The 24,334-nt window shown below is 64.3% G+C and carries 29 protein-coding genes; 10 read left to right on the top strand and 19 right to left on the bottom strand.

Annotated elements, in window-relative coordinates; genetic code table 11:
• From AC1D1Y_RS10465 to AC1D1Y_RS10430, 8 genes are all read right to left on the bottom strand, one after another.
• Nucleotides 1-119 (bottom strand): GTP-binding protein (locus AC1D1Y_RS10465; protein WP_332776921.1); only part of this gene is annotated, 119 nt, incomplete at its 3' end.
• 144 nt (nt 120-263) lie between these two features.
• Nucleotides 264-2,366, bottom strand: coding sequence for an elongation factor G (gene fusA / locus AC1D1Y_RS10460; RefSeq protein WP_477682277.1), 2,103 nt, complete (start codon nt 2,364-2,366; stop codon nt 264-266).
• Nucleotides 2,367-2,587: 221 nt separating this feature from the next.
• Nucleotides 2,588-3,061: a 30S ribosomal protein S7 gene (gene rpsG / locus AC1D1Y_RS10455; protein WP_011481226.1), complete on the bottom strand. Its 474-nt coding sequence runs from the start codon at nt 3,059-3,061 to the stop codon at nt 2,588-2,590.
• A gap of 225 nt (nt 3,062-3,286) precedes the next feature.
• Complete coding sequence (gene rpsL, locus AC1D1Y_RS10450; RefSeq protein ID WP_092130055.1) at nt 3,287-3,664, bottom strand: 30S ribosomal protein S12; 378 nt, start codon at nt 3,662-3,664, stop codon at nt 3,287-3,289.
• A 250-nt stretch (nt 3,665-3,914) separates the two neighbouring features.
• Nucleotides 3,915-5,132, bottom strand: a complete 1,218-nt coding sequence (locus AC1D1Y_RS10445) for a D-alanyl-D-alanine carboxypeptidase family protein (protein WP_477682276.1) — start codon at nt 5,130-5,132, stop codon at nt 3,915-3,917.
• Nucleotides 5,133-5,183: 51 nt separating this feature from the next.
• Complete coding sequence (locus tag AC1D1Y_RS10440; RefSeq protein ID WP_477682275.1) at nt 5,184-5,825, bottom strand: alpha/beta hydrolase; 642 nt, start codon at nt 5,823-5,825, stop codon at nt 5,184-5,186.
• Between the two features lie 23 nt (nt 5,826-5,848).
• Nucleotides 5,849-6,187, bottom strand: coding sequence for a (2Fe-2S) ferredoxin domain-containing protein (locus AC1D1Y_RS10435; protein WP_477654288.1), 339 nt, complete (start codon nt 6,185-6,187; stop codon nt 5,849-5,851).
• 43 nt (nt 6,188-6,230) lie between these two features.
• Entirely contained in the window at nt 6,231-6,404 is a 174-nt protein-coding gene (locus AC1D1Y_RS10430; RefSeq protein WP_477682274.1) for a DUF2798 domain-containing protein, read from the bottom strand.
• Here AC1D1Y_RS10430 and AC1D1Y_RS10425 point away from each other — a divergent pair.
• Nucleotides 6,394-6,633, top strand: coding sequence for a hypothetical protein (locus tag AC1D1Y_RS10425; RefSeq protein ID WP_477682273.1), 240 nt, complete (start codon nt 6,394-6,396; stop codon nt 6,631-6,633). The two genes, AC1D1Y_RS10430 and AC1D1Y_RS10425, sit on opposite strands and share 11 nt — an antisense overlap.
• 44 nt (nt 6,634-6,677) lie before the next feature.
• Here the strand turns inward: AC1D1Y_RS10425 and AC1D1Y_RS10420 are convergent, their stop codons facing one another.
• Together AC1D1Y_RS10420 and AC1D1Y_RS10415 are read right to left on the bottom strand one after the other, a co-directional pair.
• Nucleotides 6,678-7,772 (bottom strand): VanZ family protein, encoded by a 1,095-nt coding sequence (locus AC1D1Y_RS10420; protein WP_477682272.1) that lies wholly within the window; start codon nt 7,770-7,772, stop codon nt 6,678-6,680.
• A 162-nt stretch (nt 7,773-7,934) separates the two neighbouring features.
• Nucleotides 7,935-8,363 carry a CopD family protein gene (locus AC1D1Y_RS10415; RefSeq protein ID WP_477682271.1) on the bottom strand — a complete coding sequence of 143 codons (429 nt, stop codon included), beginning with the start codon at nt 8,361-8,363 and terminating at the stop codon, nt 7,935-7,937.
• Between the two features lie 525 nt (nt 8,364-8,888).
• Here AC1D1Y_RS10415 and hemB point away from each other — a divergent pair.
• From hemB to AC1D1Y_RS10390, 5 genes are read left to right on the top strand one after another with little or no spacing between them, the layout of a single operon-like run.
• The gene (gene hemB / locus AC1D1Y_RS10410) at nt 8,889-9,905 is read left to right on the top strand and encodes a porphobilinogen synthase (protein WP_477682270.1); all 1,017 of its coding nucleotides are present in this window, start codon (nt 8,889-8,891) and stop codon (nt 9,903-9,905) included.
• A 3-nt stretch (nt 9,906-9,908) separates the two neighbouring features.
• Nucleotides 9,909-11,027 carry a magnesium transporter CorA family protein gene (locus AC1D1Y_RS10405; protein WP_477682269.1) on the top strand — a complete coding sequence of 373 codons (1,119 nt, stop codon included), beginning with the start codon at nt 9,909-9,911 and terminating at the stop codon, nt 11,025-11,027.
• A 40-nt stretch (nt 11,028-11,067) separates the two neighbouring features.
• A complete protein-coding gene (locus AC1D1Y_RS10400; RefSeq protein ID WP_477682268.1) occupies nt 11,068-11,676 on the top strand; it encodes a DUF2799 domain-containing protein in 609 nt (202 codons plus the stop codon).
• A 14-nt stretch (nt 11,677-11,690) separates the two neighbouring features.
• The gene (locus AC1D1Y_RS10395) at nt 11,691-12,449 is read left to right on the top strand and encodes a DUF72 domain-containing protein (protein ID WP_477682267.1); all 759 of its coding nucleotides are present in this window, start codon (nt 11,691-11,693) and stop codon (nt 12,447-12,449) included.
• Between the two features lie 35 nt (nt 12,450-12,484).
• Nucleotides 12,485-13,027, top strand: a complete 543-nt coding sequence (locus AC1D1Y_RS10390; RefSeq protein WP_477682266.1) for a DUF1003 domain-containing protein — start codon at nt 12,485-12,487, stop codon at nt 13,025-13,027.
• Between the two features lie 130 nt (nt 13,028-13,157).
• On the opposite strand, the gene AC1D1Y_RS10385 is transcribed toward AC1D1Y_RS10390, so the two are convergent.
• From AC1D1Y_RS10385 to AC1D1Y_RS10370, 4 genes are read right to left on the bottom strand one after another with little or no spacing between them, the layout of a single operon-like run.
• Entirely contained in the window at nt 13,158-13,820 is a 663-nt protein-coding gene (locus tag AC1D1Y_RS10385; protein ID WP_477682265.1) for a glutathione S-transferase family protein, read from the bottom strand.
• Nucleotides 13,821-13,824: 4 nt separating this feature from the next.
• Nucleotides 13,825-14,706, bottom strand: coding sequence for an amidohydrolase family protein (locus AC1D1Y_RS10380; RefSeq protein WP_477682264.1), 882 nt, complete (start codon nt 14,704-14,706; stop codon nt 13,825-13,827).
• 2 nt (nt 14,707-14,708) lie between these two features.
• Entirely contained in the window at nt 14,709-15,398 is a 690-nt protein-coding gene (locus AC1D1Y_RS10375) for a dienelactone hydrolase family protein (RefSeq protein WP_477682263.1), read from the bottom strand.
• 59 nt (nt 15,399-15,457) lie between these two features.
• Entirely contained in the window at nt 15,458-16,066 is a 609-nt protein-coding gene (locus tag AC1D1Y_RS10370; RefSeq protein ID WP_477682262.1) for a DsbA family protein, read from the bottom strand.
• Between the two features lie 139 nt (nt 16,067-16,205).
• Between AC1D1Y_RS10370 and AC1D1Y_RS10365 the strand changes: the two genes are divergently transcribed.
• Genes AC1D1Y_RS10365 through creC form a run of 4 tightly spaced genes read left to right on the top strand, consistent with a single transcriptional unit; the run spans nt 16,206 to nt 19,686 of the window.
• Entirely contained in the window at nt 16,206-16,952 is a 747-nt protein-coding gene (locus tag AC1D1Y_RS10365) for an SDR family oxidoreductase (RefSeq protein WP_477682261.1), read from the top strand.
• Nucleotides 16,953-17,585, top strand: coding sequence for a MarC family protein (locus AC1D1Y_RS10360; RefSeq protein ID WP_436155785.1), 633 nt, complete (start codon nt 16,953-16,955; stop codon nt 17,583-17,585).
• A gap of 6 nt (nt 17,586-17,591) precedes the next feature.
• Complete coding sequence (gene creB, locus AC1D1Y_RS10355) at nt 17,592-18,290, top strand: two-component system response regulator CreB (protein ID WP_477682260.1); 699 nt, start codon at nt 17,592-17,594, stop codon at nt 18,288-18,290.
• 1 nt (nt 18,291) lies between these two features.
• A complete protein-coding gene (creC, locus tag AC1D1Y_RS10350; protein WP_477682259.1) occupies nt 18,292-19,686 on the top strand; it encodes a two-component system sensor histidine kinase CreC in 1,395 nt (464 codons plus the stop codon).
• Between the two features lie 14 nt (nt 19,687-19,700).
• Here the strand turns inward: creC and creD are convergent, their stop codons facing one another.
• From creD to AC1D1Y_RS10325, 5 genes are all read right to left on the bottom strand, one after another.
• A complete protein-coding gene (gene creD, locus AC1D1Y_RS10345) occupies nt 19,701-21,077 on the bottom strand; it encodes a cell envelope integrity protein CreD (protein ID WP_477682258.1) in 1,377 nt (458 codons plus the stop codon).
• 197 nt (nt 21,078-21,274) lie between these two features.
• Nucleotides 21,275-21,868, bottom strand: coding sequence for a Crp/Fnr family transcriptional regulator (locus AC1D1Y_RS10340; protein WP_477682257.1), 594 nt, complete (start codon nt 21,866-21,868; stop codon nt 21,275-21,277).
• A gap of 13 nt (nt 21,869-21,881) precedes the next feature.
• Nucleotides 21,882-22,556 (bottom strand): ABC-type transport auxiliary lipoprotein family protein, encoded by a 675-nt coding sequence (locus AC1D1Y_RS10335; protein WP_477682256.1) that lies wholly within the window; start codon nt 22,554-22,556, stop codon nt 21,882-21,884.
• On the bottom strand, nt 22,553-23,485 hold the full coding sequence (locus tag AC1D1Y_RS10330) for an MlaD family protein (protein WP_477682255.1): 933 nt from the start codon (nt 23,483-23,485) through the stop codon (nt 22,553-22,555). Before AC1D1Y_RS10330 ends, AC1D1Y_RS10335 begins: the two co-directional genes overlap by 4 nt.
• Before the next feature lie 12 nt (nt 23,486-23,497).
• Nucleotides 23,498-24,286, bottom strand: a complete 789-nt coding sequence (locus AC1D1Y_RS10325; protein ID WP_477682254.1) for an ABC transporter ATP-binding protein — start codon at nt 24,284-24,286, stop codon at nt 23,498-23,500.
• Nucleotides 24,287-24,334: the final 48 nt, after the last annotated feature.

The following is a 24,334-nucleotide window of genomic DNA, read 5'->3' as shown; positions in this document are numbered from 1 at the left end:
AACTTGGACGCCAGAACGGTCGTGATCGCCGCCGTCAGCGTCGTCTTGCCATGGTCCACGTGGCCGATCGTGCCTACGTTGACGTGCGGCTTGGTCCGCTCAAATTTGCCTTTTGCCATTTTTCTCTCCAGATAAAGAACATGCCCGTGTACGGTTTAACGTCTGCACTGTATTGCTGATTCCCTCACCACGGGCAGTGAGGGGCACACAATCGCAGACAAGAAAGGATGGTGCCGGGCCCTTGCGGAACCGGCACCGTTTTTTTACTTGGCGCGCGAAGCCATGATGGCTTCCGACACGTTGCGCGGGGCTTCAGAGTAGTGCTTGAACTCCATGGAGTACGTTGCACGGCCCTGCGACATCGAACGCAGCGTCGTCGAATAGCCGAACATTTCAGACAGGGGCACTTCAGCCTTGATGGCCTTGCCGCCACCGACCATGTCTTCCATGCCCTGCACCATGCCGCGGCGTGAGGACAGATCGCCCATCACGTTGCCGGCGTAGTCTTCAGGCGTTTCCACTTCAACGGCCATCATGGGCTCCAGAATCACGGGGCCGGCCTTGCGGCAGCCTTCCTTGAAACCGAAGATGGCAGCCATCTTGAAGGCCAGCTCGTTCGAGTCCACATCGTGGTACGAACCGAAGTGCAGCGTGACCTTGACGTCGACCACCGGGTAGCCSGCCAGCACGCCGGACGTGACGGCTTCGTTGATGCCCTTTTCGACCGCGGGGATGTATTCGCGAGGAACCACACCACCCTTGATGGCGTCGATGAACTCGATGCCCTTGCCGGCTTCGTTGGGTTCGATCTTGAGCACGACGTGGCCGTACTGGCCCTTGCCGCCGGACTGGCGCACGAACTTGCCTTCAGCGTCTTCCACCGTCTTGCGGATGGTTTCGCGGTAAGCCACTTGCGGCTTGCCCACGTTGGCTTCCACGCCGAATTCGCGCTTCATGCGGTCGACAATAATTTCCAGATGCAGCTCGCCCATACCAGCGATCAGGGTCTGGCCGGACTCTTCGTCGGTCTTGACGCGGAAMGAAGGATCTTCCTGKGCCATRCGCTGCAGWGCGATRCCCATTTTTTCCTGGTCGGCCTTGGTCTTGGGTTCCACGGCCTGGGTAATCACAGGCTCAGGGAACACCATGCGCTCGAGCATGACGATGGCATCGGGATCGCACAGGGTTTCGCCGGTGGTCACATCTTTGAGGCCCACGCAGGCCGCAATGTCGCCGGCGCGGATTTCGCTSACTTCTTCRCGSTTGTTGGCGTGCATGTGCACAATACGGCCGATACGCTCTTTCTTGCCCTTGATCGGGTTGTAAACGCTGTCGCCTTTTTTCAGGACGCCGGAGTAAACGCGCACGAAAGTCAGCTGACCCACAAACGGGTCGGTCATCAGCTTGAACGCCAGCGCGGAGAACTTCTCTTCGTCGTCGGCCTTGCGGGTGACGGGCGCTTCGTCTTCGTCCATGCCCTTGACGGGTGGAATGTCGATAGGCGACGGCATGAATTCAATCACAGCGTCCAGCATGCGCTGCACGCCCTTGTTCTTGAAGGCGGAACCGCAGTACATCGGCTGGATTTCGCTGGCGATGGTACGCGTGCGGATGCCCAGCTTGATTTCGGCTTCGGTCAGGTCGCCTTCTTCAAGGTACTTGTTCATGAGTTCTTCGGAAGACTCAGCAGCGGCTTCGACCATTTTCTCGCGCCATTCCTTGGCCAACTCGACGAGCTCGGCGGGGATGTCGCTGTAGGTGAACTTCATGCCTTGCGAAGCTTCGTCCCAGATGATGGCCTTCATTTTCAGCAGATCGACCACGCCGGTGAAGTTTTCTTCGGCGCCGATGGGGATCACCATGGGCACGGGGCTGGCCTTCAGGCGCAGCTTCATCTGCTCGACGACCTTGAAAAAGTTCGCGCCGGTGCGGTCCATCTTGTTGACGAACGCGAGGCGGGGAACCTTGTACTTGTTGGCCTGGCGCCAGACGGTTTCGGACTGGGGCTGGACGCCGCCCACGGCGCAATACACCATGCAGGCGCCGTCAAGCACGCGCATGGAACGCTCCACCTCGATGGTGAAGTCCACGTGGCCCGGGGTGTCGATGATGTTGATGCGGTGCTCGGGCAGGGACGTGTCCATGCCTTTCCAGAAGCAGGTCGTGGCGGCGGAGGTGATCGTGATGCCGCGCTCCTGCTCTTGCTCCATCCAGTCCATGGTGGCCGCGCCGTCGTGCACTTCACCAATCTTGTGGTTCACGCCGGTGTAAAAAAGGATCCGCTCGGTGGTGGTCGTCTTGCCGGCATCAATGTGCGCGGAAATGYCGATGTTGCGGTATTGTGAAATGGGGGTAGCGCGGGACATAAATTACTTTCAGTTCGGGGTTACGAACAAAGACTCGTTGAAAGACTGCCCGGCACCCGGGCATCTTTCATTTTTTCTACGCGTCTGCCGGCCGGAAGTGATGTTGTGCACGACACCCGGCTGGCAGAAACTGGGGTTGAACCGTCGGCAATCAAGATGACATCACCTTGAAGCCGCCCGGCAACCCGTCAATTCAGCGCAGCAAATACTGCAATCGAAAATTAGAAGCGGAAGTGGCTGAACGCCTTGTTGGCTTCTGCCATGCGGTGAACTTCGTCACGCTTTTTCATGGCACCGCCGCGGCCTTCGGTTGCTTCCATCAGCTCATTGGCCAGGCGCAGGGACATGGACTTCTCGCCACGCTTCTTGGCGGCTTCCTTCAACCAGCGCATGGCGAGAGCCATACGGCGGACGGGACGCACTTCAACCGGCACCTGGTAGTTGGCGCCGCCGACGCGGCGGGACTTCACTTCAACCATGGGCTTGATGTTGCCGATGGCCATGTGGAAGGCCTCGAGCGGATCTTTGCCGGGGTTCTTTTTCTCGATAAAGTCGAGCGCGCCATAAATGATGCGCTCTGCGACGGCCTTTTTGCCGCCTTGCATGATCACGTTCATGAACTTGGCGAGATCAACATCACCAAATTTCGGATCAGGAAGAATTTCACGTTTAGGGACTTCGCGACGACGTGGCATTTTTTCACCTCTTTGCTTCAGTTGGCATTGCCTTTGGCAACACCGCGAGAGTTATCAAAACCCTCACTTACTCGACCGGCACAACTATTTGCGCTTGGGTCACTTCGTTTCAAACACCTGCCAGGGCGAGTGAAACACCTGCTTTTGAAGAACTATCACAGACTTCCGTGACAACTTCTTCTGGCGCGAGCTCTCAGTGAAGAGAAAACCCCGAGCCGGTTTGGCTTATTTGGCCTTTGGCTTCTTCGCACCGTACTTGGAGCGCGACTGCTTGCGGTCTTTCACGCCTTGCAAATCGAGCGAACCACGGACGATGTGGTAACGCACACCGGGCAAGTCCTTGACACGACCGCCACGAACCAGCACCACGCTGTGTTCCTGCAGGTTGTGGCCTTCGCCGCCGATGTAGGAAATGATTTCAAAACCGTTGGTCAGGCGCACTTTGGCGACCTTACGCAGAGCGGAATTGGGCTTTTTAGGCGTCGTGGTGTACACACGGGTGCACACACCGCGGCGCTGCGGAGAATTCTCCATCGCAGGGCTCTTGGACTTGATCTTTTCGACCTCGCGCCCCTGACGGACTAACTGATTAATGGTTGGCATTGAAAACGTCCCTAAACGTCTGAAAACTGATTTACCGTGTTGATACGGCCACAAATATTTCCCGCCATGAAAGCGGAAAAGCCTTCTAGTATAAACCGGTTAGGGAAAACGCTCAAGCAAAAGGCGACGAGTGCCAAGCCTGTCCGTAGACAGAGCCTCGCAAACCCAACGCTTTTCCCGGGTTTTGCAGCCCTTACGAGCTCAGCCCCAATGAATGTTAGCGCACACTCCGGTTAAATCGCCGCAGAAGCTATTTAATCCAGAGCCGGATGGCATCCCAGGCGCGGCCCAGAATGCCGGCCTCTTCCACCGTTTCCAGAGCGACCAGCGGCACTTCGGCCACCGGCGCCGGGTTGTCGCCCAGCATCACCTTGAGCGTGCCGAGCGCCTGCCCTTTGGTGAATGGAGCGACCAGCGGGTCGGGTCGGGCCACCTGGGTTTTGACCTTGGGCGCGCTACCGGCCGCGACGGCCACCACGATGGCCTGGGGGCGGCCCAGCTTCACGGTGGACGACTTGCCCTTCCAGACGGACGGCGTAACTACGGCCTGACCGGCGTCAAACAGCTTCACGGCTTCATAGGCGGTATAGCCCCAGTTCAGCAGTTTCTGCGATTCGTTGGCGCGCGCGCTGTCGCTGGACGTGCCCAGCACGATGGCCAGCAGGCGCCGGCCGCCCGGCGCGCCGGCCGCGCCCAGGTTGGGAAAGTCGCGCTTGGCCGTGGCGATCATGCAGTAGCCGGCGGCGTCGGTATGGCCGGTTTTGAGGCCGTCCACGGTCGGGTCGCGGAACAGCAGGGTATTGCGGTTGGTGTCATTGGCCGCCGGCGTGCCGGGATAGCGGTATTTCTTGATAGCCGAATAGCCGATGTAATCGGGGAAATCCGTCATCAGGCGCGTGGCCAGGATGCTCAAGTCGCGCGCCGTGGTGGTGTGGCCGGGTTCTGTCAGGCCTTCGGGGTTCTTGTAGGAAGTCGATTTCATGCCCAGGGCCTTGGCCTGCTCGTTCATGAGCTGCACGAAATGCTCGGCCGTGCCGCCCACGCCTTCAGCCAGCGCCATGGTGGCGTCATTGCCCGACTGCACCACCATGCCCTTGATGAGGTCCTCGACGGGCACCTGCATTTTCGGGTCGATAAACATGCGCGAGCCCGGCATTTTCCAGGCGCGTTCGCTGACGCCAAAGGTCTGCTTGAGGTTGATCTTCTTGGACTTGAGCGCGTCGAACACCAGGTATTCGGTCATCAGCTTGGTCAGCGAAGCCGGTTCGACCGGGGAGTCGATGTCCTTGGCGGCCAGTATCTGGTTGGCGGTCACATCCAGCAGCAAATAGGAGCGCGCGGCGATTTCCGGCGCTTGCGGCACCTGGGCGTGCGCCAGCGGCAGCACCGCGGAGAAAACCAGGAAAACGGCGGCGGTGAAGGCGCGCAGGCCCTGGATGGGTCGGAGAGCCTTGAGGGAAGCTTGCATTGGAGGTATCGCTGAAAAGTAGGAATTGAACGAAAGGTCTGGCGGCGCGGGTCAGGCTGGGGGCGAAGACAGGTGGCGAACCACGAGATTTTTCAACAGGGGCAATTGTCCATGAAAGAAATGGCCGCCCCCGGGGACAACCGTAACAGGCAGCGCCTGCGGGCGCGCCCAGTCGAGCACGGCGGAGAGCAGAACGGTGTCGTCCTGCTCTCCGTGCACGACCAGGGTCTTGAGGTGCGCAGTCTCGTCAATCGGCGCGGCCGGCGCACGGGTCACGCTGGTACCGACCAGCACCAGCTTTTCGATGTCGCGGCTGGCGGCCAGGCGCTGGAATGCATGCGTGGTGACGAAGGCGCCGAAGGAAAATCCGGCAAGCGCCAGCGGCTGCGCGGCGCTTGCCGGCGCGGCGTGCTCCACCACCGCCAGCAAATCCYCGAGCTCGCCCCGCCCTTCGTCGTGGCTGCCGGCGCTGCCGCCCACGCCGCGAAAGTTAAAGCGCACCGCCGTCCATCCGCAGTGCACAAAGGCTCGCGCCAGCGTCTGCACCACCTTGTTGTCCATGGTGCCGGCAAACAGCGGATGCGGATGTGCGATGACCGCCACGCCGCGCGAAGCGCCGGCGGGAAGGTCCAGTGCGACCTCAAGCGCGCCCACCGGGCCCTCGATGATGGATTTTTGGGTTTGGGAGTTCACGGAAACACTTTCGATCGAGAGGCCTAGCGCCCCAGGTGCGCGGGTGTGAGCAGGCGCTCAACCACCTTGCCGTTCTTGAGATGCGACTCGACGATTTCATCGATGTCGCTGGCGTCCACATAGGTGTACCAGACTGCTTCCGGGTAGACCACGGCCACCGGGCCGGCAGCGCAGCGGTCCAGGCAGCCGGCCTTGTTGACCCGCACCTTGCCCGGCCCGGCGAGCCCGGCGGCCTTGACCTGCGACTTGCAGCGATCAAAGCCTTCCTGCGCGCGGTGGTCGGCGCAGCAGTCTTCACCGTTGGCACGCTGGTTCAGGCAAAAGAAGATATGGCGTTCGTAATAGGAATTTTGTTCAGGCATGCAGTGACTTTAGAGGATGTTGTGTTCGATATGTTCCGCAGGCTCAGGCGGCCTCGACGACGAAGGCCGTCGCCTTCTTAACCAGCGGGAGAAGCAGCAGCAAGGTCGGGAAAGCAATGACCCAGGAGATAGCCCAGGCGCCCAGCCAGGTGCGCAGGACACCGGGCGCGATGCCCACGCCCTTGAGCGTGCTGATGAGGGAGACGATGCAAGTCATGAAAAGCGATAGCAGCAAAGGTGTGACCCAGCGCGCGCTGCGTGCGGGGAGCTTGGCTAAACCGAAAAGGGTGCGCGACGAAGATTTCGAAGAGTTCATAGATGTTTCCATAAGCCGTCCAGTCAAGGCGCCTTTCCCGCAGCCGGAAGGCCGAAGGGAAAACACACGCCCGGCATGGCCGGCGGTGGTAGGCGCGTTGATTGACGTAAACGCTTACGGCAACTCTTGAGGGAGATCGCGCTGCGATAGTAGCAGAAGACGGCGATTGCGGCATCAAGCCCGCGGTTCGCGGCCCGACAGCCGCACCAGCACGTAGAGCAAGGCCGCATACGGCCAGAGCCAGCCCAGCCACTGCACCACCCCGTGAAAACGGATGAAGCGGCCTTGCTCCCAGGTCTGCAGCGTCTGCGCGAAGTAGGGGTCCGCGGGCGCCTGGTTGAGCAGCCCCAGATGGATGGCCAGCGCCAGCAGCGCGAGCGCCGCCGCGGCCCGGCGCGGCACCGCCAGCAGCAGCAGCGCCAACACGGCCGCCAGGCCAATGCCAGCCTGCACCGGGATGTCCAGCCAGGCCCAGGCGTGGTCAGGCCCGTAACTCAGGGCGGCGGACAGCGCCGACGCGCCAATACCCACCGCAATCGCCGCCGCCGAAAACGCCGCCCGTTGCCAGAGCGTGCGGATCACGCAATAGCCAAGCAGGCAGGGAATCAGCGCACCCAGCGCCACGCAGATCAGCTCGGCGATAGGCACCAGGGGCTGCAGCTCCACATCGCGCACCGGCATCCACTGCAGGAAAGGGGTGTCCGTCAGAACATCGGCCAGGGCCGCCTCCAGCCGCTCGAAGACCTGCCCCAGGCCCATGGGCACGGACGCCGGAAACAGCAGGGCCAGCGGCCAGAGCAGCAGCAGCACCAGCGCACCCCGCGCGTCGTGGGCAAACCAGCGCGCCCGAAAGCGGCCCCAGCGGTCCACCACGCCGGCTTTCTCCAGGGTCCAGGCAAAACACGCGCCCAGCCAGGCGCCCAGCGTATTGAGCAGCAGGTCGACATTGGAGGGGATACGCGACGGCAGATAGCTTTGCAGCGTCTCCATCGCCAGCGACAGCAGGCCGCAGGCCAGCACCGCCACCGTCACCGCCCAGGACACGCGCCGGCTGCGCAAGGCCGACAGCGCCAGTAAAAAACCCAGCGGCGCGTAACCCAGCAGGTTGGCGCCCACGTCAAAACCCGTCCAGTACTGCGGCAGCGGCGCCGTCAGGAAGCGAAAGGGAGAAATGCCCTGGTCGCGCCAGTCCGCGAAGGGATAAAGGCTGGCGTAAACAATCAGGCAGATGGCGGCCAATGCGAGCGGCCAAGCAGCCGTTCTGTGCACACCCCCTGGATGTGGCGCACCCCCGTCGTTCTCACTTCGCTGCGCTTCGTGTAGTTCCTTCCCCCCTTGCAGGGGGCGACGCAAGGCGCCCGGCGAAGCCGGTTCGCCCGCGTCTGCTGGGTTGGGGGGGGCCTTCTTCACTGTGATGCCCGGTTGGTGATCCTAAAAGGGCTTCACAACGACCAGGATGACTGCCGCTAATAACAACAGCACCGGCACTTCATTGAACCAGCGAAACCACTTGTGGCTGCGCGTATTGCGGTTGGCGACGAACTTTGCCAGCAGGCGGCCGCAGGCGTGGTGGTAGCCGATCACCAGCGCCACCACAGCCAGCTTGGCATGCATCCAGCCGTTGCCCGGTCCGCGGCCTATGCCGTAACCCAGGTACAGCCACAGGCCAAAAACCAGCGCCGGCACGGCCAGGATGGTCGTGAATCGCATCAGCTTGCGCGCCATCAGGACCAGCCGCTCACGCTCCGCCACACTTTCCGGTGGCACCATCGCTAGGTTCACAAAAATGCGCGGCAAATAAAACAGCCCGGCAAACCAGCTGGCGATAAAAACGATATGGAGTGATTTGACCCAGAGCATGAAGCTAGTTTAGTCCGCATACCCGTCAGCACCCGGTCTCGCTGCAGGATTGGCGAAGGACGCTACGGCGCGTTCAGAAATCCGTTTACCGGGATGAAGCGCAAGGCGCCCGGAGCACAGCAACCGGAATGGACTCAAGTCCATGAGGATTGCGAGCACCGCGGCAACGCAGCGATTCGCCCGGCAAACGGATTTATGAATGCGCCGGGCAAAAAAATGCCCGGGGCACTGGGCCACCGGGCTGGCAAGCCTTTTTGCTGTCACACGCAAAGGCCCCGCTCAGGGAGGAAAAGCGGGATGTAGCTGCCAAATTGGTAACCACACGTATTAATTCTAACCACCGCCGTCGGCCCTTGGCAATGATTTAATAAGTAACCTAAGAAACTTTCATGTAAAGCTGGACAAGCGCAACCCAGGCAGGACCGCGCGCCAGGTGCTTCATGGCGTTCGTAAAAGCCCTTCCCGGTTTCAGCGGGCCGCGTTTAAACAGTGAACAGCTTGCTAAAGCTTTGGCACAATTTGCCCATGACTTTCCACGCCTCCAACTTCGCCCCCTTTCCGGCGGGCCGCCCCCGTCGCCTGCGCCGCGATGCCTTTACCCGCAATCTGGTGCGCGAGCACACACTTACCTCAAGCGACCTGATTTATCCGGTATTTGTGGTGGACGGCAAACAGCAGCGCCAGCCGGTGGCCTCCATGCCCGGGGTTGAACGCTTGAGCCTGGACTTGTTGCTGCCGATGGCCGAAGAGTGCGTGAAGCTGGGCATCCCGGTGATGGCGCTGTTCCCGGTGGTAGACGCCTCGCTCAAGACCTACGACGGCAAGGAGGCCACCAACCCAGACGGCTTGATTCCGCGCGTGGTGCGCGAACTCAAGAAGAATTTCCCCGGCCTGGGCGTGATGACCGATGTCGCACTGGACCCTTTCACCACGCACGGCCAGGACGGCCTGCCTGACGAAAATGGTTACATCCTGAATGAAGAGACAGTGGCGATGCTGGTCAGGCAGGCGATGTGCCAGGCCGAGGCCGGCGTCGACATGGTCGCGCCCAGCGACATGATGGACGGCCGCATCGGCGCCATCCGCCAGGCGCTGGAAGCAAAAAAGCTGATCCACACCCGCATCATGGCCTACAGCGCCAAATACGCGAGCGCCTTCTACGGTCCCTTTCGCGATGCGGTCGGCTCGGCCGGCAACCTCGGCAAGGCCGACAAAAAGGTCTACCAGATGGACCCGGGCAACAGCGACGAAGCCTTGCGCGAGGTGGCCATGGACATCGCCGAAGGCGCCGACATGGTGATGGTCAAGCCCGGCATGCCCTACCTGGACATCGTGCGCCGCGTGAAGGACGAGTTCAAGGTGCCCACCTTCGCCTACCAGGTCAGCGGCGAATACGCCATGATGAAAGCCGCCGCGCAGAACGGCTGGCTGGACCACGATGCCGTCATGATGGAAAGTCTGCTGGCCTTCAAGCGCGCCGGCGCCGACGGTGTGCTGACTTATTTCGCCATCGACGCCGCCCGCAAGCTGCAGCAAGGCTGAGCGGTGCGCGTTTTCACCATCAGCGCCGGCGGCAGCCCTGGGGTCACCGAGACAGACGCCCTGCCGACCCAACTGCCCGCCCAGGGCTTTGTCTGGGTCGCCTGCGCCCGCCGCGAGTTCGAGGTGCTGCAGGCCCAGATCCAGGCCAGCCTGCAACTGCTGTGCGGCACCCAGCTGGTGGACCTGCATGTCTCCGACCTGCTGAACAACCAATTGCCCTCGCACTACGACTACACCTCGCAGTACGACATCCTGGTGTTCCGCCGCCTGGCGGCCGGCCAGACCGAGACCGATCCCGGTCGGCCCGGCGAACCGCTGCAGGAGCGCATGAAACGCGGCGGGCCGCCGGTGCTCAAGCGCATAGACACCAGCCCCGTCGGCTTCGCTGTGTTCGACAAGTTGCTGCTGACGGTGCATCCCGCCGATTGCGTGGTACGCGATGCCTACGCGTCACGGCTGCTGAACGCCACCACGGCCGAGTCGCGCTCCAGCGGCGTCAAGCTGCCCGCCAGCCCCGCCGACATGATGCTGCGCATCGTCAACCAGATCGTGGACGGCTACCTGGAACTCAGGCGCGAACTCACACGCCAGCTCGACCACTGGCAGTCCGAACTGCTCCGGCCCGGCACGCGCTTTACCAACTGGAGCTCGGTGCTCGACGCGCGGCTGGCCATGCACCAACTGGACGAAATCTGCGAGGACCAGCGTTCGGCCGTGCAGGACTGGATCGACTCCGTGGAAACCTGGCCCGAGGGTGTGACGCCCGCCGCGGTGCGCGAACGCGAACTGTTGAAAGTGCGCTCGCGCGACGTTCTGGAGCACATCGAGCGCGTGGTCCACCATGTGCGCCGCATGGAGCAAAGCGCCGAGACCGCCGTGCAGATGCATTTTTCGGCGCAAAGCAATCGCACCAACGACATCATGCGCACGCTCACGGCGCTGACCGCCATCTTCCTGCCGCTGAACCTGATCACCGGTTTCTTCGGCATGAATTTCGAGTTCATGCCATTTCTCCACACCAGCAAGGGTTTCTGGTGGACCTTCGGCTTCATGGTCCTGATCGTCGCCGTGGTCGGGACAGTGTTCTGGCGCAAGCAATACATAGCCCGCACCCGCGGATAGGCGCGCCGCAATCCCCAGTCCATTCGCAGGAGACACCGCCATGCCCGCTGCCTTCACCCGCCTCTTCTTCGCTGGCGCTTCCCTGCCGCGAGCGGCCTGGCCGGTCGTGCTGGCGGTCTCGGCGCTGCTGGCCGGCTGCGAAAGCCTGAGCCCCGCCGAATGCGCCACCGCCGACTGGCGCCAGCTCGGCGTGCAGGACGRCAGCCGCGGCCGCACCGACCGCGCCGCCGACTACTACGAGTCCTGCAGCAAGGCCGGCGTGCCCGTGAATGTGGCCGTTTACCGCGCGGGCCGCACGCAGGGCCTGCAAAGCTACTGCCAGCCGGCCAATGCCCTCAACGAAGGCCTGGCCGGCAACAGTTACGAGGGTGTGTGCCCCGCGCCCATGGACCAGAACTTCCGCAACATCCACGGCATCGCCTGGCGCGACCAGGAGGCTCGCAAAAACCTGGCGCGGCTGCAGCGCGAACAGGACCAGATGGAGGCGGAGCTGCGTGACAGCAAAACCGCCGATGACCGCAAGCGCACGCTGCGCGAGCAGCTTTCGCGCTCGGACCGCCGCATTGAAGAAGCCCGCTACGCGGTGCGCGACGCCGGCTACCAGCTCGACCGCCTGCGCAGCGACATGCGCCAGCGCGGCCAGTACTGACACAAGAGTCCCCCATGCAGCCCGGCACCCGGCCCAGCGCAATCGCAGGCGTGCGGGTAGGCTGCGCAGGCTGGAGCCTGCCGCGCGAAACCTGGCCGGAATTTCCAGAGGGCGGCAGCCATCTGCAGCGCTATGCCGCGCGCTTTAACGCGGTGGAGATCAACTCCTCCTTTTACCGCCCGCACCAGCCGGCCACCTACGCACGCTGGGCCGGCAGCGTTCCCGAGGATTTCCGCTTTTCCGTCAAGCTGCCCAAGACCCTCACCCATGAAAAACGCCTGCGCGGCGGCGAAAGCCTGCTGGACGCCTTCCTTGAGCAGGTCAATTGCCTTGGCGAAAAGCTCGGCTGCCTGCTGGTGCAACTACCGCCCAGCCTGGCTTTCGACGCGGCCTCGGCCGGCGATTTTCTGGCCGGGCTGCGTCGGCGCCACGCCGGCGACGTCGCGCTGGAGCCACGCCACGCGAGCTGGTTCACGGCGCCGGCCGACAACCTGCTGAAAGAACTGAAGATCGGCCGCGTGCTGGCCGACCCGGTGCTGTTCGACGCGGGCCGCGCGCCCGGCGGCGACCCGGCCCTGGTCTATGTGCGCTTGCACGGCTCACCGCGCATGTATTACTCGGCCTATGCGCCGGACGTGCTCGATGCGCTGCTTGTCCGGCTCAAACGCGCGGCGGCGTCTGACGCCTCGGTCTGGTGCGTCTTCGACAATACAGCCAGCGGCGCCGCAGTGCCTGACGCCCTGTACCTCGCGCGAGGGCTGGCACAGCGCTGATCCCCCGCCCGCGCCGCCCTGCGAAAGGAGGACACATGAAAAACCGCTTCAGCGGGAAGACCCCGCCCAAGGTCTGCGCGGACGACCTCACCCGTGAAAACGTTCAGTCCATGCGGCGCGTGGAAGAAATGGCGATGGCCAACCGCAGCCGCGCCGACCGCATGGCCGCCTTTATCGCCGGCTTCTGCGGCTCCATGCCTTTTGTCTGGCTGCATGTGGCCGCCTTCACATGCTGGATTGCCTTCAACACCTGGCCGGGGTTGGCGCATTGGGACCCCTACCCCTTCACCTTCCTCACGCTGGTGGTGTCGCTCGAAGCGATTTTCCTGTCGTCCTTCATCCTGATCAGCCAGAACTACGAACTGCGCGTTAGCGACAGGCGCAACCAACTCGACCTGCAGATCAACCTGCTGACGGAGCAGGAAAACACCAAGATGATCCAGATGCTGGAACGCATCGCCAAAAAAGTGGGCGCCGACACCCCCGACCCGGACGTTCGCATCCTCAAGGAAGACACCGACCCGGAAAAGCTGGTGGCCCAGATCGAGCAGGCACAGAACGAGAACCCGCCGAAGTAGACTCCCCACTCCCAAGAGCCGCTTACAAAATCCAGCGAAGCGGTCCTGGCTAGGCGCGTCGCCGCAGACAGTACACCAGTACGGCAAGGCGGCGCAACAACGCCAGGAGGGTTTTGTGAGTGGCTCCGCCTCAGACCCAGGGCTGGGCCAGCCCTTCGGCCTCAAAAGCCTTGATCACCGCGGGGCGTGCCAGCGCACGCTTCAAGTAAGTGCCGAGATATGCGCGGTCACGCGCCGGCTTGGAGGCGAAGTTGCGCGTCCAGCGGCACAAGGTCAGCGTGTAGATGTCCACCGCAGAATAGTTCGCGCCCAGCAGCCAGGGCTGGTCCTGCGTTTTTTCCAGCCGGGCGAGCTCCGCGTCCAGCTGGTCCAGCATCAGGCCGACCTTGGCCTCGGCATGCGACTTCAGTTCGGCCACGCCCGCGCTGTTGCCCGCATCCATCCATCGGTCGGTGTAGAAATAAATGATCAGGGTGGACTGCACGGTATTGGTCAGCCAGACCAGCCACTTGTAGAAATGCGCGCGCTCCGCTGTGCCCAGCGCCGGGGCCAGGCCGGCCTCGGGGTGCCTGTCGCACAGGTGCATGCAGATCGCGGCGGTTTCGTAGAGCACCAGATCGCCATCGACCAGCGTCGGGATCAGGCCGTTGGGGTTGAGCTTGCGGTAGGCCTCCGAGCGGTGCGCGCCCGTGCTGGTGTCGACCAGGATTTTTTCAAACGGAACACCCAGCTCCTGGAGCAGGATGTGGGGGGCCATGGCGGCAGAGCTTGGAGAAAAATGGAGTTGATACATCAAGCTATTGTGCCGTGACACCAAAGATACCGGCCGCATTGCCCCAGGCTATTTTTCGCGCCACATCAGCGGGCAAATCGCCCAGCCAGGCCCGGTAGCCCTTCATGAGTTCGTCGTAATACAGCCACCGCTGGTTGACCCAGGTGTCGGAGCCGACCATGAAACGGCCCGGATACTTGAGCAGCAGCGCGCGCCATTCGGGACACAGCTTTCCAGCGTCACAGGTCAGGCCCGGACGGTAAGACAGCTCGCCCATAAGCTGCGGGTATTTGCCCAGCAGCGCATCAACCCGCGCCACCGGCGCGCCGCCTATGCCGGTGTGCGCCCACACCAGCCGCGCATCGGGCGCGTGGGCCATCAACAGGTCGATGGCCGTGTCGTCCACATGCGCCAGCACCGCGAGTTTGTTCTTCGCGGCAAACTGCATCAGCTTGCGTGCCACCGGGCCGTTGGCGTTGGCGCTGTCGTAGAGGTGGAATTCGCCTATGCCTTTGTACGGCCCGGCCTGGTCGCCGGCCACGCCGCGCGCGAACTCGGCCTGCACCATTTCGTAGATGGACTCATCGCGAAACCAGTTGTCGTAGTCGGCGCGGTTGCGGTACAGCCGGATGAAAGGCACAACGGTGACGCCGGCCTTGCGCGTCTCGGGCATGGCGGCCAGCGACTTGGTGCCGTCGTTGGGCCGCGAATTGGCGACGATGGCCTTGACACCGTTGCGCTGCATGCGCGCCAGCACGTCGGCCGGCGAATGTGGACCACTGTTGCCGTTCCACGCCTCCTCGTTGTAATGCAGGTGCGTGTCAAACAGCGGCCCGGCATAGTCGGCCGCGAAGCCCGGCATGGCGCATGCCGCCAGGACGAGGGCTGCTGCAAACGCGCCACGCATATTCAGGCCAGCTTCGCGGCGAAGAAGGCCAGCGAACGCTCACGCGCCAGCTTGGCCGCCGCCTCGTTGTAGGAGCCGCGCTGGTCGCAGTTAAAGCCGTGGTTGGCCGGGTAGACATGCACCTCGACCTCGGGATGCGCCTTGGTGAAAGCCTCAATGCCTTCCATGGGAATCCAGTGATCCTGGTCGCCGAAGTGGGCCATGACGGGGCACTTGGGCTGGCGCTCGATCTCTTCCTCGGCCGTGATGCCGCCGCCGTAATAGGGGATCGCCGCCGAGAGCCCGTCCAGCAGGCAGGCCGCGCGCCAGGTCAGCAGGCCGCCCCAGCAAAAGCCGATGATGCCGACCTTGCCGCCGCCGGCCTTGGCCGCATGGTCGATCGCCGCCTGCAGGTCTTGCAACACGCCGGCGCCGGGCAAGGCGCTGACGGCGGTTTTGAGCTCGAAACCGGCTTTCATGTCTTCTTCGCTGTAGCCCATGTCGACGCCGGGCTTGACGCGCTCAAAGGTGGCGGGCGCAACCGCCAGGTAGCCCTGTTCCGCGAAACGGTCGGTGACGGCGCGGATGTGCGAATTGACGCCGAAGATTTCCTGCACCACCACAACACCGCCGCGCGGCTTGCCTTCGGGTTTGGCGACATAGGCCGGCACGGAAAAACCGTCGGCCGCGGTGAGTTGGATGAATTGGCCCATGGTGTGATGCTCCTTCAAGAATGGATGTGCGATGGATGACTGAATCAACCGGCGAACCGCTACGCGCCCGCCATCAGTTTGCGCTCGACGAAATCAAGCCGGTCCTGGCCCCAGAACAGTTCGCCGTTCACGACATAGCTGGGCGCGCCGAACACGCCGGCGTCAATCGCCTGCTGGGTGTTGGCCTCATAGCGCTCCTGTACCGCCTGGCTGAAGGACTGCTCCAGCCGCTCGGCGGGCATGCCGCATTCGGCGAGCAGCTCGGCCAGCACCTTTTCGTCGGCGATGTGGCGTTCACGCACCCATACGGCGCTGAAGATCGCGCCGCCGATTTTCATCGCGGCCTCGCTGCCGTCATGCATGTCCACCGCGATGATGAGGCGTGAGGCATCGTCGCCGGAGACCGGGAAGTACTTGGGCTTGAGGTTCAGCGGCGCATGCAGGTAGTCCGAATAGCGCTGCAGCTCCAGCAGCCGGTAGGCCTGGCGCTGCGGCGCGCGCTGGCCCAGCGGCAACCCGCCGGAGATCGGGAACACCTTGCCGCCCAGGTCTATGGGCAACACCCGCACGGTGGCGCCCGCCGCGCGGGCAATTTGCGCAAAGCGCTCGTGGCCCAGGTAGGTCCAGGGGCTTTGCGGGGTGAAATAGTAATCAATGGTGGTGCTCAAGTTTGTCTCCGTCAGGGTCTCTGGATGGGGCTACGCGCCGCCGGGCGGCCGGGCGTTGCACAAGGTACGGCTTAGGGTACATTGATCCGCCAAGCCCCTGTTTTTAACCGGGATTGCCATTTTTTGCTGGAGGTGTGGTTTGTCAAAAGTTGTTCTGATCACGGGCGGTTCGCGCGGCATAGGCGCGGCGTCGGCCCTGCTGGCGGCGCGCCAGGGCTGGGCGGTGGCTGTCAACTACGCCAGCAATTCGCTGGCGGCCGATGAAGTGGTGCGGCAGATCCGCCAGGCCGGCGGCCAGGCCATCACGGTCCAGGCCGACGTGGCCGATGAGGCGCAGGTGCTGGCGATGTTCGAGAAAGTGGATGCCAAGCTCGGCCGGCTGGACGGCCTGGTCAACAACGCCGGCGTGGTGGACCGCACCACTCGCGTCGACGCCATGACCCTGGCGCGGCTGCGGCGTATGTTCGAGATCAATGTGTTCGGCTCCTTCCTCTGCGCGCGCGAAGCCGTCAAGCGCATGAGCACCCGCCACGGCGGCGCGGGCGGCTCCATCGTCAACGTCTCCAGCGCGGCGGCGCGGCTGGGCGCCCCGGGCCAGTATGTGGACTACGCGTCCGCCAAGGGCGCCATCGACACCTTCACCGTCGGGCTGGCCAAGGAAGTCGCCACCGAGGGCATACGCGTGAACGCCGTGCGCCCCGGCATCATTGACACCGACATCCACGCCTCGGGCGGCCTGCCCGACCGCGCCCGCGACCTGGCGCCCCAGGTGCCCATGCAGCGTCCAGGTACCGCCAACGAGGTCGCCGCCTCGATTGTCTGGTTGCTGGGGGACAATGCGGGCTACACAACCGGCGCATTGCTGGATGTAGCAGGAGGCCGCTAGATGGATTTCAAACCGCTTGTCACGCTGCTGGCCATCGTCAACCCGCTGGCCATCGTGCCCTTCTTCATCCACTACACGCAGGATTTTTCCGACGAGCAGCGCCGCCGAACCGTGCTGGTGGCCTCTTTCACGGCCTTTGTCGTGATTGCGATCAGCGCGCTGCTGGGGCTGCAGATCCTCGACTTCTTCAGTATTTCGCTGGCCAGCTTCCAGGTGGGCGGCGGCATGCTGCTGCTGATCAGCTCCATGAACATGCTGAACGCCCAGCCGGCCGAAGCCAAGCCCCAGACCAACGAAATGGAAGACGGCGCGGCCAAGGCGGCGCGCGGCGCCAGCATCGCCGTGGTGCCGCTGACCATCCCGCTGCTGACCGGTCCAGCCACCATGTCCACGGTCGTGATCTATGCCGAAAAAGCCAAGACCGCCCTGCAGCTGTCCATGCTGGTCGGCTACGGCATCGTGATCGCCCTGGCCACCGCGATCTGCTTTTCGCTGGCAGAGCCGATTGCCCGCGTGCTGGGCAAAACCGGCATCAACGTGATGACGCGGCTGATGGGCCTGATCCTGGCCGCGCTGTCCGTCGAGGTGATGGCCGACGGCCTGGGTAAGCTGTTCCCTATTCTCAGGTCCTGAACACAGATGGCCGGTGCGCGCATCCTGCTGGTGGAAGACGACCCGGCGATTGCCCGCTCCATCATCTACACGCTGGAGCGCGACGGCCTCAGCGTCACCCATAGCCTGCTGCTCAGCGATGCCCGCGCCCAGATCAGCCGGCAGCCGCCCGACGCCGTGATCCTCGACGTGGGCCTGCCCGACGGCAGCGGCCTGGACTTGTGCCGCGAGCTGCGCGCCGCCGGCAGCCTGCCGGTGCTGATTCTGAGCGCACAGGGCGAGGAGATTGACCGCGTGCTGGGGCTGGAGCTGGGCGCCGACGACTACGTGAGCAAGCCCTTCAGCCCGCGCGAACTGCTGGCGCGCGTGCGCAGCCTGCTGCGGCGCGCGCGCATGCCGGCCCCCGCGCCAGCGCTTGCGGGCAACCCTTTCGAGATCGACCCCGCGGGCCAGCGCGTGAGCCTGCACGGCCGCCCGCTTAACCTGACGCGCCGCGAGTTCGGCCTGCTGGCCGACCTGCTGCGGCATCGCGACCGCATCCGCTCGCGCGACGACTTGCTGGGCGCGGTCTGGGGAACGGACTCGGACAGCACGGACCGCACGGTGGACACCCACATCAAGACCTTGCGCGCCAAACTGCAGGAAATAGCGCCAGAGCACGACTACATCGTGACTCACCGGGGTATGGGCTACTGCCTCGATCTAAACCGCGTCAAAGGCGGCTGACATGCGCCTGGGCATACGCCTGCTGTTCGGATTTTTCCTGGTCACCGGGCTGGCGGCGGTTTTCACGCTGCGCGTCTTTGTGGCTGAAGTGAAACCCAGCGTCCGCGAAGTCATGGAAGACATGATGGTGGACACCGCCAACATCCTGGCCGAGCTGGCCGGCGACGACCTGGCGGCCGGCGCCATTGCCGAAGGCCGCTTTGCCGGTCATGTGCGCAACTACGCCAGGCGGCCGATCGACGCGCAGATCTGGGGCCTGGCCAAGCAGTCGCTGGACTTCCGCGTCTACATCACCGACGCGGGCGGCAAGGTGGTGTTCGACTCGGAGAACGTGGCGACCGGCCAGGACTATTCACGCTGGCGCGACGTGGCCCTGACCCTGCGCGGCGAATACGGCGCGCGCGCCACCCGCGAGGTGCAGCAGGACGACCGCACCTCGGTGATGTACGTGGCCGCGCCGGTGCAGCGGGACGGAAAGATCATCGGCGTGCTGACCGTCGCCAAGCCGATGTCCACCATCCAGGCCTTCATCGACCGGGCTGAGCGGAAAATCCTACTAAGCGGCGCGCTGTTGCTGGTGCTGTCGCTGGCCATCGGTGTGGCCGTGACGCTGTGGGTGGTGTGGAGCATTCGCAAGCTGCGCCGCTATGCCAACGCCGTCGGCCAGGGCGGCAAACCCGCGGTTCCGCAGATATCGGGCGAGCTTGGCGAGCTGGCCATGGCAGTCGATGCCATGCGCCTGAAGCTCGAGGGCCACGAGTACATAGAAGATTACGTGCGCGCGCTGACGCACGAGCTCAAGAGCCCGATCGCCGCGATTCGCGGCGCGGGCGAGCTGCTGCAGGACGAGCTTCCCGAAGACGCGCGCCGCGAGTTTTCGGGGCAGGTACTGGCCCAGTCCGCCCGCATGCAGGCGCTGGTGGACCGCATGCTCGAGCTGACGAAGCTGGAGCAGCGCCATGCACAGGTAGAGCGCGAGCGCCTTTTGTGGGCCGGCGTCCTCCACCCCTTTGAGGCGGCGGCCGGCGGCCGGGCCCAGCATGTCGTCAAAATCGTAATCAGCCCGGAACATGCCGGCGTGCATGCGGAGCCCGGCCTGCTGGGCCTGGCGCTGAGCAACCTGCTCGAAAACGCGCGCTCGTTCGCGCCCCAGGGCTCGACCATCACGCTGGAGGCCGGGCCGGACCGCATCGCCGTGCAGGACAACGGTCCCGGCGTGGCCGACTACGCCCTGCCCCGGCTGGGCGAACGCTTCTTCTCGACGGTACGCCCCGACGGCCACACCAAGGGTTCGGGCCTGGGGCTGGCCATCGTGCGGCAGATCATGCAGCTGCATGGCGGCCGCATGGTAGTGAGCAACACCCGGCCCGGCCTGCGGGTCGAGCTGTACTTCTAGCCTGGCCGCGCCCATCACACTGCCGCCTTCGCAGGCTCAGGTTTGGCCGGGTCGGCCTGCTTGAAGCGCGCGTACCAGTCGACACGGCGCGTCAGCATCATGATGGCGGCGAGCACGGCGAACAGGGCCACGGCGCCGAGCAGCAAAGCGGTTTGCTCCATCCGTAACAACACAAACAGCATGCCGTACAGGGTGGCGATGCCCAGGCCGAAGGGCAAGCCGCGCGACCAGCGCCCCAGCATGTGGCTGGCGTAAAAGGTGAGCAGCAGCACGCAGGCCGTCGAAGCAATGGCGTAGGCGGTTTCAAAAGGCATGTGCTCCGAGAGGCTCACCAGCAGCAGGAAAAACATGCTCATCGCGGCGCCGACCAGCAGGTACTGGATGGGATGCACGCGCAGCGATTTCATGAACTCGAACAGCCCCACCGCTAAAAAGGTGAGGCCGATGAACAACAGGCCGTACTTGGTGGCCCGGTCACTGAGCGCATAGGTGTTGGAAGGGTCGACAAAGGTCACGTTGAAAGCCTCGACGCAGCCGTTGGTGGCCGAGCCGTCGCTGTAAGACGGGCAAACGGCCTTGCGCTTGCCCGCATCCACCTGCGTCACGTCCTGCTGCGCGGTGCTGGCCAGGGAGCTGACGCGCCAACTGGCCTCAAAGCCGTCGTCCGTGACTTTGCGGTCCACCGGCAAAAACTGCCCGCCGAAACTCGGGTGCGGCCAGTTGGAAGTGAGTTGCACCCGGGTGTCGCCACCCAGCGGCACGACTGAGATGCTTTCGGTGCCCACCAGCTCCAGCGTCAGTTGTGCCTGCAGCGGCGCCGCGCCCACCATGGTGATGGGCAACGGCGCGTGCACGCCGCGCGGGTAGCTGCCGTAAAAAGTACCCGGTTTGAGCGCCAACACCTGCTCGCCGATTTTCACGCTGGCATGCCGGATGCCGCGCGAGTCGGACACAGCCATCATCAGCAGCGGCTGGCCGCAATTCATGCGTGAGCCGGCATGCTCGGCCACGGGCTTGAGCGCTTCGGTGTCGGCCCATTCGGCCACGATGTCGGCTTTGAGGTTAAACACCTGCGTCGCATGCAGGCCGCGGGCGCGCGCCTCGAGCTTGCTGYCGCCCTTGAGCGTGAGGGAGGCCGGTGCAGCCACCAGCAGGAATTCACGGCGCTCGGTCTGCACCTTCTTGCCCTCATACTTGACGTCCCATTCCTCGGTACAAGCCCGATGGATCAGCGGGCCCGTCAAAGTCTGCGGGCCGGCCAGGCTCTGAGCCACGCTCTGGATGGCGATCTGCCGGTAGGTCTGGCGGTCGTGCACCACGCCGCTGATCTGGAACAAGGCGAGGACCAGCAAGACCAGCACCAGGGCCAGCGCGAGGAGTTTTTGTTTCATGGCTTCCTTTCGTTTGAACAACGAAGGGAAGTGTGCAAAGCGTGTGTGAGGTCAGGATGAGCTACAAGGCGCTTGTGTGAACTGTGTGTGAAGTGGGATATTTACCAACGGGCAGCCGCGGAACCGGCTTTGCCGGGCCGCAGGCGCCGCCCCCTGGAAGGGGGGTACGGGCTACACGAAGTGAGCCTGGGCGGGGGTCAGCGCCTTAATAGTTTCACCAGCTGGTTGCTGGTGTTGCGCAGGCGCTGCGCCATCATCTGCGTGATCTTGACCAACAGCTTGGCGCCCACGCCGGGATGGTCGCGGATCAGCAGGGCGATTTCGTGGCGGCCCCAGACGCCGGCCTCGACCGCCTCGATGGCGGTGCAGGTGGCGTAGCGCGGCTCGCTGTCGAGCATGGACATATCGCCGATCGCCGCCCCGCCCCGCACCACCGCCACGCGCGACACCGCCGCTTCGCCACCGCCACCGCCACCGCCACCGCCACCGCCACCGCCATCGGCCTCGGCCTGGGCTGCATCGGCCGCAGACTCCAGGCGCTTGGTGACGTCGACCGTGCCCTTGAGGATCAGCATCATCCAGTCGCCGGCCTCACCCTCGCGGATCATCACCTGGCCCGGCTCGGCGCGCACCAGCAGCATGGAGGCGCCCAGGATGTCGGCCTCCGCGGGCGTGAAGTCCTGCAGCAGCTGCGAGGTCTGCAGCAGGTCGGGGCCGTAGGCGCTCAGGCGTTCGCAGCAGCCGAAGACGTGCAGCCCGGCGGCGTCCAGCTGTTCTTCCAGCGTTTTCATGGCGCAGGGCGCGTCAGCGCGCGGGGGTTTGTTGCAGCCACTGGTCTATCTCCTCGATGGCCGCGTCGGTGGCGGCCGTCAGGGCCTGGACGCCGCCGGGCGCGTCGCTGCTGGGTGCGGGCCGCTGCACGATGACGTTGCGCTGGCCGACCAGCTTGTCGCCGGCCGGCGTGACTTCCACCAGCGTGGCGCGCAGGCGGATCAGGCCGACGCTGGTATTGGGCGCGGTGAACAGGTGGCTGAATTCCTCGAGGTCCAGGCGCAGCATCAGCGGCAGCACTGCGTTCTGGCTGCGGTTCAGCGCCACGCTGGCCCCGGCGTCGAACACGGCGCGGCGCTGGCCCAGTTGCAGGCGCACGCGCTGGCGCACCAGTTGCGCGGGCGGCATGCTCCAGCGCGCCTGCGAGTAGGGACGTAGCTGCTGCGCGTCGGCATAACCCAGGCGGTACAGCACGGCCATGTTGTCCAGTGCGCCGCCCGGGGTCGAGATGTCGTCCAGGGCCAATGCGGGCAGCGGTGCCTGGCGCGTCGTGGGAGGTGTCGCGAGCGGACCCGGCCCGAAATCGTACATGGTGGCGCGCGTGGGCTTGTCGGGCAGGCCGGAGCAGGCGCCCAGCGCCAGGGCGGCCAGCAACGCACACAGCAGACCGGCGGCCCGCGATGATGGTTTGGAAAAAGCGCTCATCATTTTTTCACTCCAGAAGCGGAAAAGCCGGGTTCGCCCGGCCCGGGCACAGGCGGGCCGTTGCCGAAGATCAGCGACTGCGGGTTGTCGTCGACCGCGCTCACGGTGCGGCGCAGCTGGCGCATGGCGCGCGCGGTTTCGTCGGCGACCTCCCCGAGCTTGGGCAGCGTGCCGGCACTGAAGGTCTCCACGCCGGTGGCCAGGGCGGTTCCGCCTTCGGACAGCTTGTCGAGCGGCCCGCCTTTTTCATTGAGGCGCGTGGCGGTCACACTGATGTCGTCCGCGGCAGTCTTGACGGAGTTCAGCGTGGCCGTGGTGTTGCGGGACAGGGCCGGCAAGGACGCCACCGTCGGCTCCAGGCCTTTGGCGACACGGTCTATGCTGCCGGCGGCATCGCCGAGCTGCTTGACGGCCGCCGTCAGGGCCTGCTGGTTGTCGTCGGACAGCAGCTTGTTCAGCCGAGTGCTGGCTTCCTCGACCTGGTTGAAGATCACTTCGCTTTGTTTGAGCAGCTTGTCCAGGCCGCCGGGTTTGAGCGGGATGCGCGGCGGGTCGTCGTCGTTGACCGCCAGCCGTTCAGCCGACTTGCCGTCGTCGTCGAGCTGGATGAAACCCAGCCCGGTGACGCCCTGCGAGGCCACGGTGGCGAAGGTGGACTTGGTGACGGGCGCGCCGCGGTCTATGGAGACGCGGATCAGCACATTGCCCTTGACCTTGGTATCGAAGCCTATGAGCTCGACCTTGCCCACCGGCACGCCGCGAAAGCGCACCGCCGCCTGCGGCTGCAGGCCGGACACGGTTTCGCCGGTGCTCATGTCGTAGAGGTCGCGCTGGGTGTTGTCGCGCGTGAGCCAGACAGCCAGCAGGGCCAGCAGGGCGGTGACCACCAGTACAAACGCACCGGCGGCCATGGCATGGGCTTTGTTTTCCATAGTGATGCCTTTCTATACCGTAAAAGGGTACTCGCGTAATAGCTCCATTGCGCGCTGTCCCCTTTCACCGAGGAAAAATTCGTGGATGAAGGGGTGCGGGAAAGCCACCACCTCCTTGGGCACGTCGTTGACAATGACCTTCTGCTCGGCCAGCACCGCGATGCGCGTGCTGAGCTCGAACAACGTGTCCAGGTCGTGCGTCACCATCACCACCGTGAGTTCCATGTCACGGTGCAGCGAGCGCAGCAGCGAGACGAAGCTGTCGGAGCTTTCCGGGTCCAGGCCGGCGGTGGGCTCGTCAAGCAGCAGCAGCGGCGGGTCCATGATCAGGGCGCGCGCCAGCGCCACCCGCTTGACCATGCCGCCCGAGAGGTCGCTGGGCAGCTTGTCGGCCGCGTCAGGGCCCAGCCCCACCATCTGCAGCTTGACCATGGCCGCCTCGTAGACCAGCGCGCGCGGCAAAGTCTTGAGTTCGCGCAGCGGAAAGGCGATGTTCTCCAGCACGGTGAAGGCCGAGAACAGCGCCCCCTGCTGAAACAGCATGCCGACGCGGCTGGCCGCGCCCTGCTTGCCGAGCTCGGCCGCCGGCCGGCCCAGCACGGTGATCTCGCCTTGGGTCGGCTTCTCCAGCCCCAGCATCTGGCGCAGCAGCACGGTCTTGCCGGTTCCCGAACCGCCGACCAGGGACAGCACCTCGCCGCGCTGCACGCTGAGGTCCAGGTCCTTGTGCACCACGGCCTTCTTCTCGCCGTTGGGGAACACGGTCCAGAGCTTTTTGATGTCGACGATGGGATCAGTCATGGAAAACCGCCCCAGAAACGATGCGAAGCGAGTCGGCAGAAGGCCAGC

The sequence above is a fragment of the Polaromonas sp. P1_G1 genome (assembly GCF_056405595.1).
The sequence above is the reverse complement of the archived record's forward strand: the minus strand, read 5'-3'. Positions and strand labels throughout refer to the sequence as shown.

Excerpts from the sequence above, each read along its gene's own strand:
- hemB (WP_477682270.1), top strand. The coding sequence starts at position 8,889 with ATGACTTTCCACGCCTCCAACTTCGCCCCCTTTCCGGCGGGCCGCCCC.
- AC1D1Y_RS10435 (WP_477654288.1), bottom strand. The coding sequence starts at position 6,187 with ATGCCTGAACAAAATTCCTATTACGAACGCCATATCTTCTTTTGCCTG.
- AC1D1Y_RS10360 (WP_436155785.1), top strand. The coding sequence starts at position 16,953 with ATGGATTTCAAACCGCTTGTCACGCTGCTGGCCATCGTCAACCCGCTG.
- AC1D1Y_RS10385 (WP_477682265.1), bottom strand. The coding sequence starts at position 13,820 with ATGTATCAACTCCATTTTTCTCCAAGCTCTGCCGCCATGGCCCCCCAC.
- AC1D1Y_RS10425 (WP_477682273.1), top strand. The coding sequence starts at position 6,394 with ATGCAAGTCATGAAAAGCGATAGCAGCAAAGGTGTGACCCAGCGCGCG.
- AC1D1Y_RS10415 (WP_477682271.1), bottom strand. The coding sequence starts at position 8,363 with ATGCTCTGGGTCAAATCACTCCATATCGTTTTTATCGCCAGCTGGTTT.
- rpsG (WP_011481226.1), bottom strand. The coding sequence starts at position 3,061 with ATGCCACGTCGTCGCGAAGTCCCTAAACGTGAAATTCTTCCTGATCCG.
- AC1D1Y_RS10325 (WP_477682254.1), bottom strand. The coding sequence starts at position 24,286 with ATGACTGATCCCATCGTCGACATCAAAAAGCTCTGGACCGTGTTCCCC.
- creB (WP_477682260.1), top strand. The coding sequence starts at position 17,592 with ATGGCCGGTGCGCGCATCCTGCTGGTGGAAGACGACCCGGCGATTGCC.
- AC1D1Y_RS10445 (WP_477682276.1), bottom strand. The coding sequence starts at position 5,132 with ATGCAAGCTTCCCTCAAGGCTCTCCGACCCATCCAGGGCCTGCGCGCC.
- AC1D1Y_RS10390 (WP_477682266.1), top strand. The coding sequence starts at position 12,485 with ATGAAAAACCGCTTCAGCGGGAAGACCCCGCCCAAGGTCTGCGCGGAC.
- AC1D1Y_RS10375 (WP_477682263.1), bottom strand. The coding sequence starts at position 15,398 with ATGGGCCAATTCATCCAACTCACCGCGGCCGACGGTTTTTCCGTGCCG.
- AC1D1Y_RS10340 (WP_477682257.1), bottom strand. The coding sequence starts at position 21,868 with ATGAAAACGCTGGAAGAACAGCTGGACGCCGCCGGGCTGCACGTCTTC.
- AC1D1Y_RS10330 (WP_477682255.1), bottom strand. The coding sequence starts at position 23,485 with ATGGAAAACAAAGCCCATGCCATGGCCGCCGGTGCGTTTGTACTGGTG.
- AC1D1Y_RS10395 (WP_477682267.1), top strand. The coding sequence starts at position 11,691 with ATGCAGCCCGGCACCCGGCCCAGCGCAATCGCAGGCGTGCGGGTAGGC.
- AC1D1Y_RS10335 (WP_477682256.1), bottom strand. The coding sequence starts at position 22,556 with ATGATGAGCGCTTTTTCCAAACCATCATCGCGGGCCGCCGGTCTGCTG.
- creC (WP_477682259.1), top strand. The coding sequence starts at position 18,292 with ATGCGCCTGGGCATACGCCTGCTGTTCGGATTTTTCCTGGTCACCGGG.
- rpsL (WP_092130055.1), bottom strand. The coding sequence starts at position 3,664 with ATGCCAACCATTAATCAGTTAGTCCGTCAGGGGCGCGAGGTCGAAAAG.
- AC1D1Y_RS10380 (WP_477682264.1), bottom strand. The coding sequence starts at position 14,706 with ATGCGTGGCGCGTTTGCAGCAGCCCTCGTCCTGGCGGCATGCGCCATG.
- AC1D1Y_RS10430 (WP_477682274.1), bottom strand. The coding sequence starts at position 6,404 with ATGACTTGCATCGTCTCCCTCATCAGCACGCTCAAGGGCGTGGGCATC.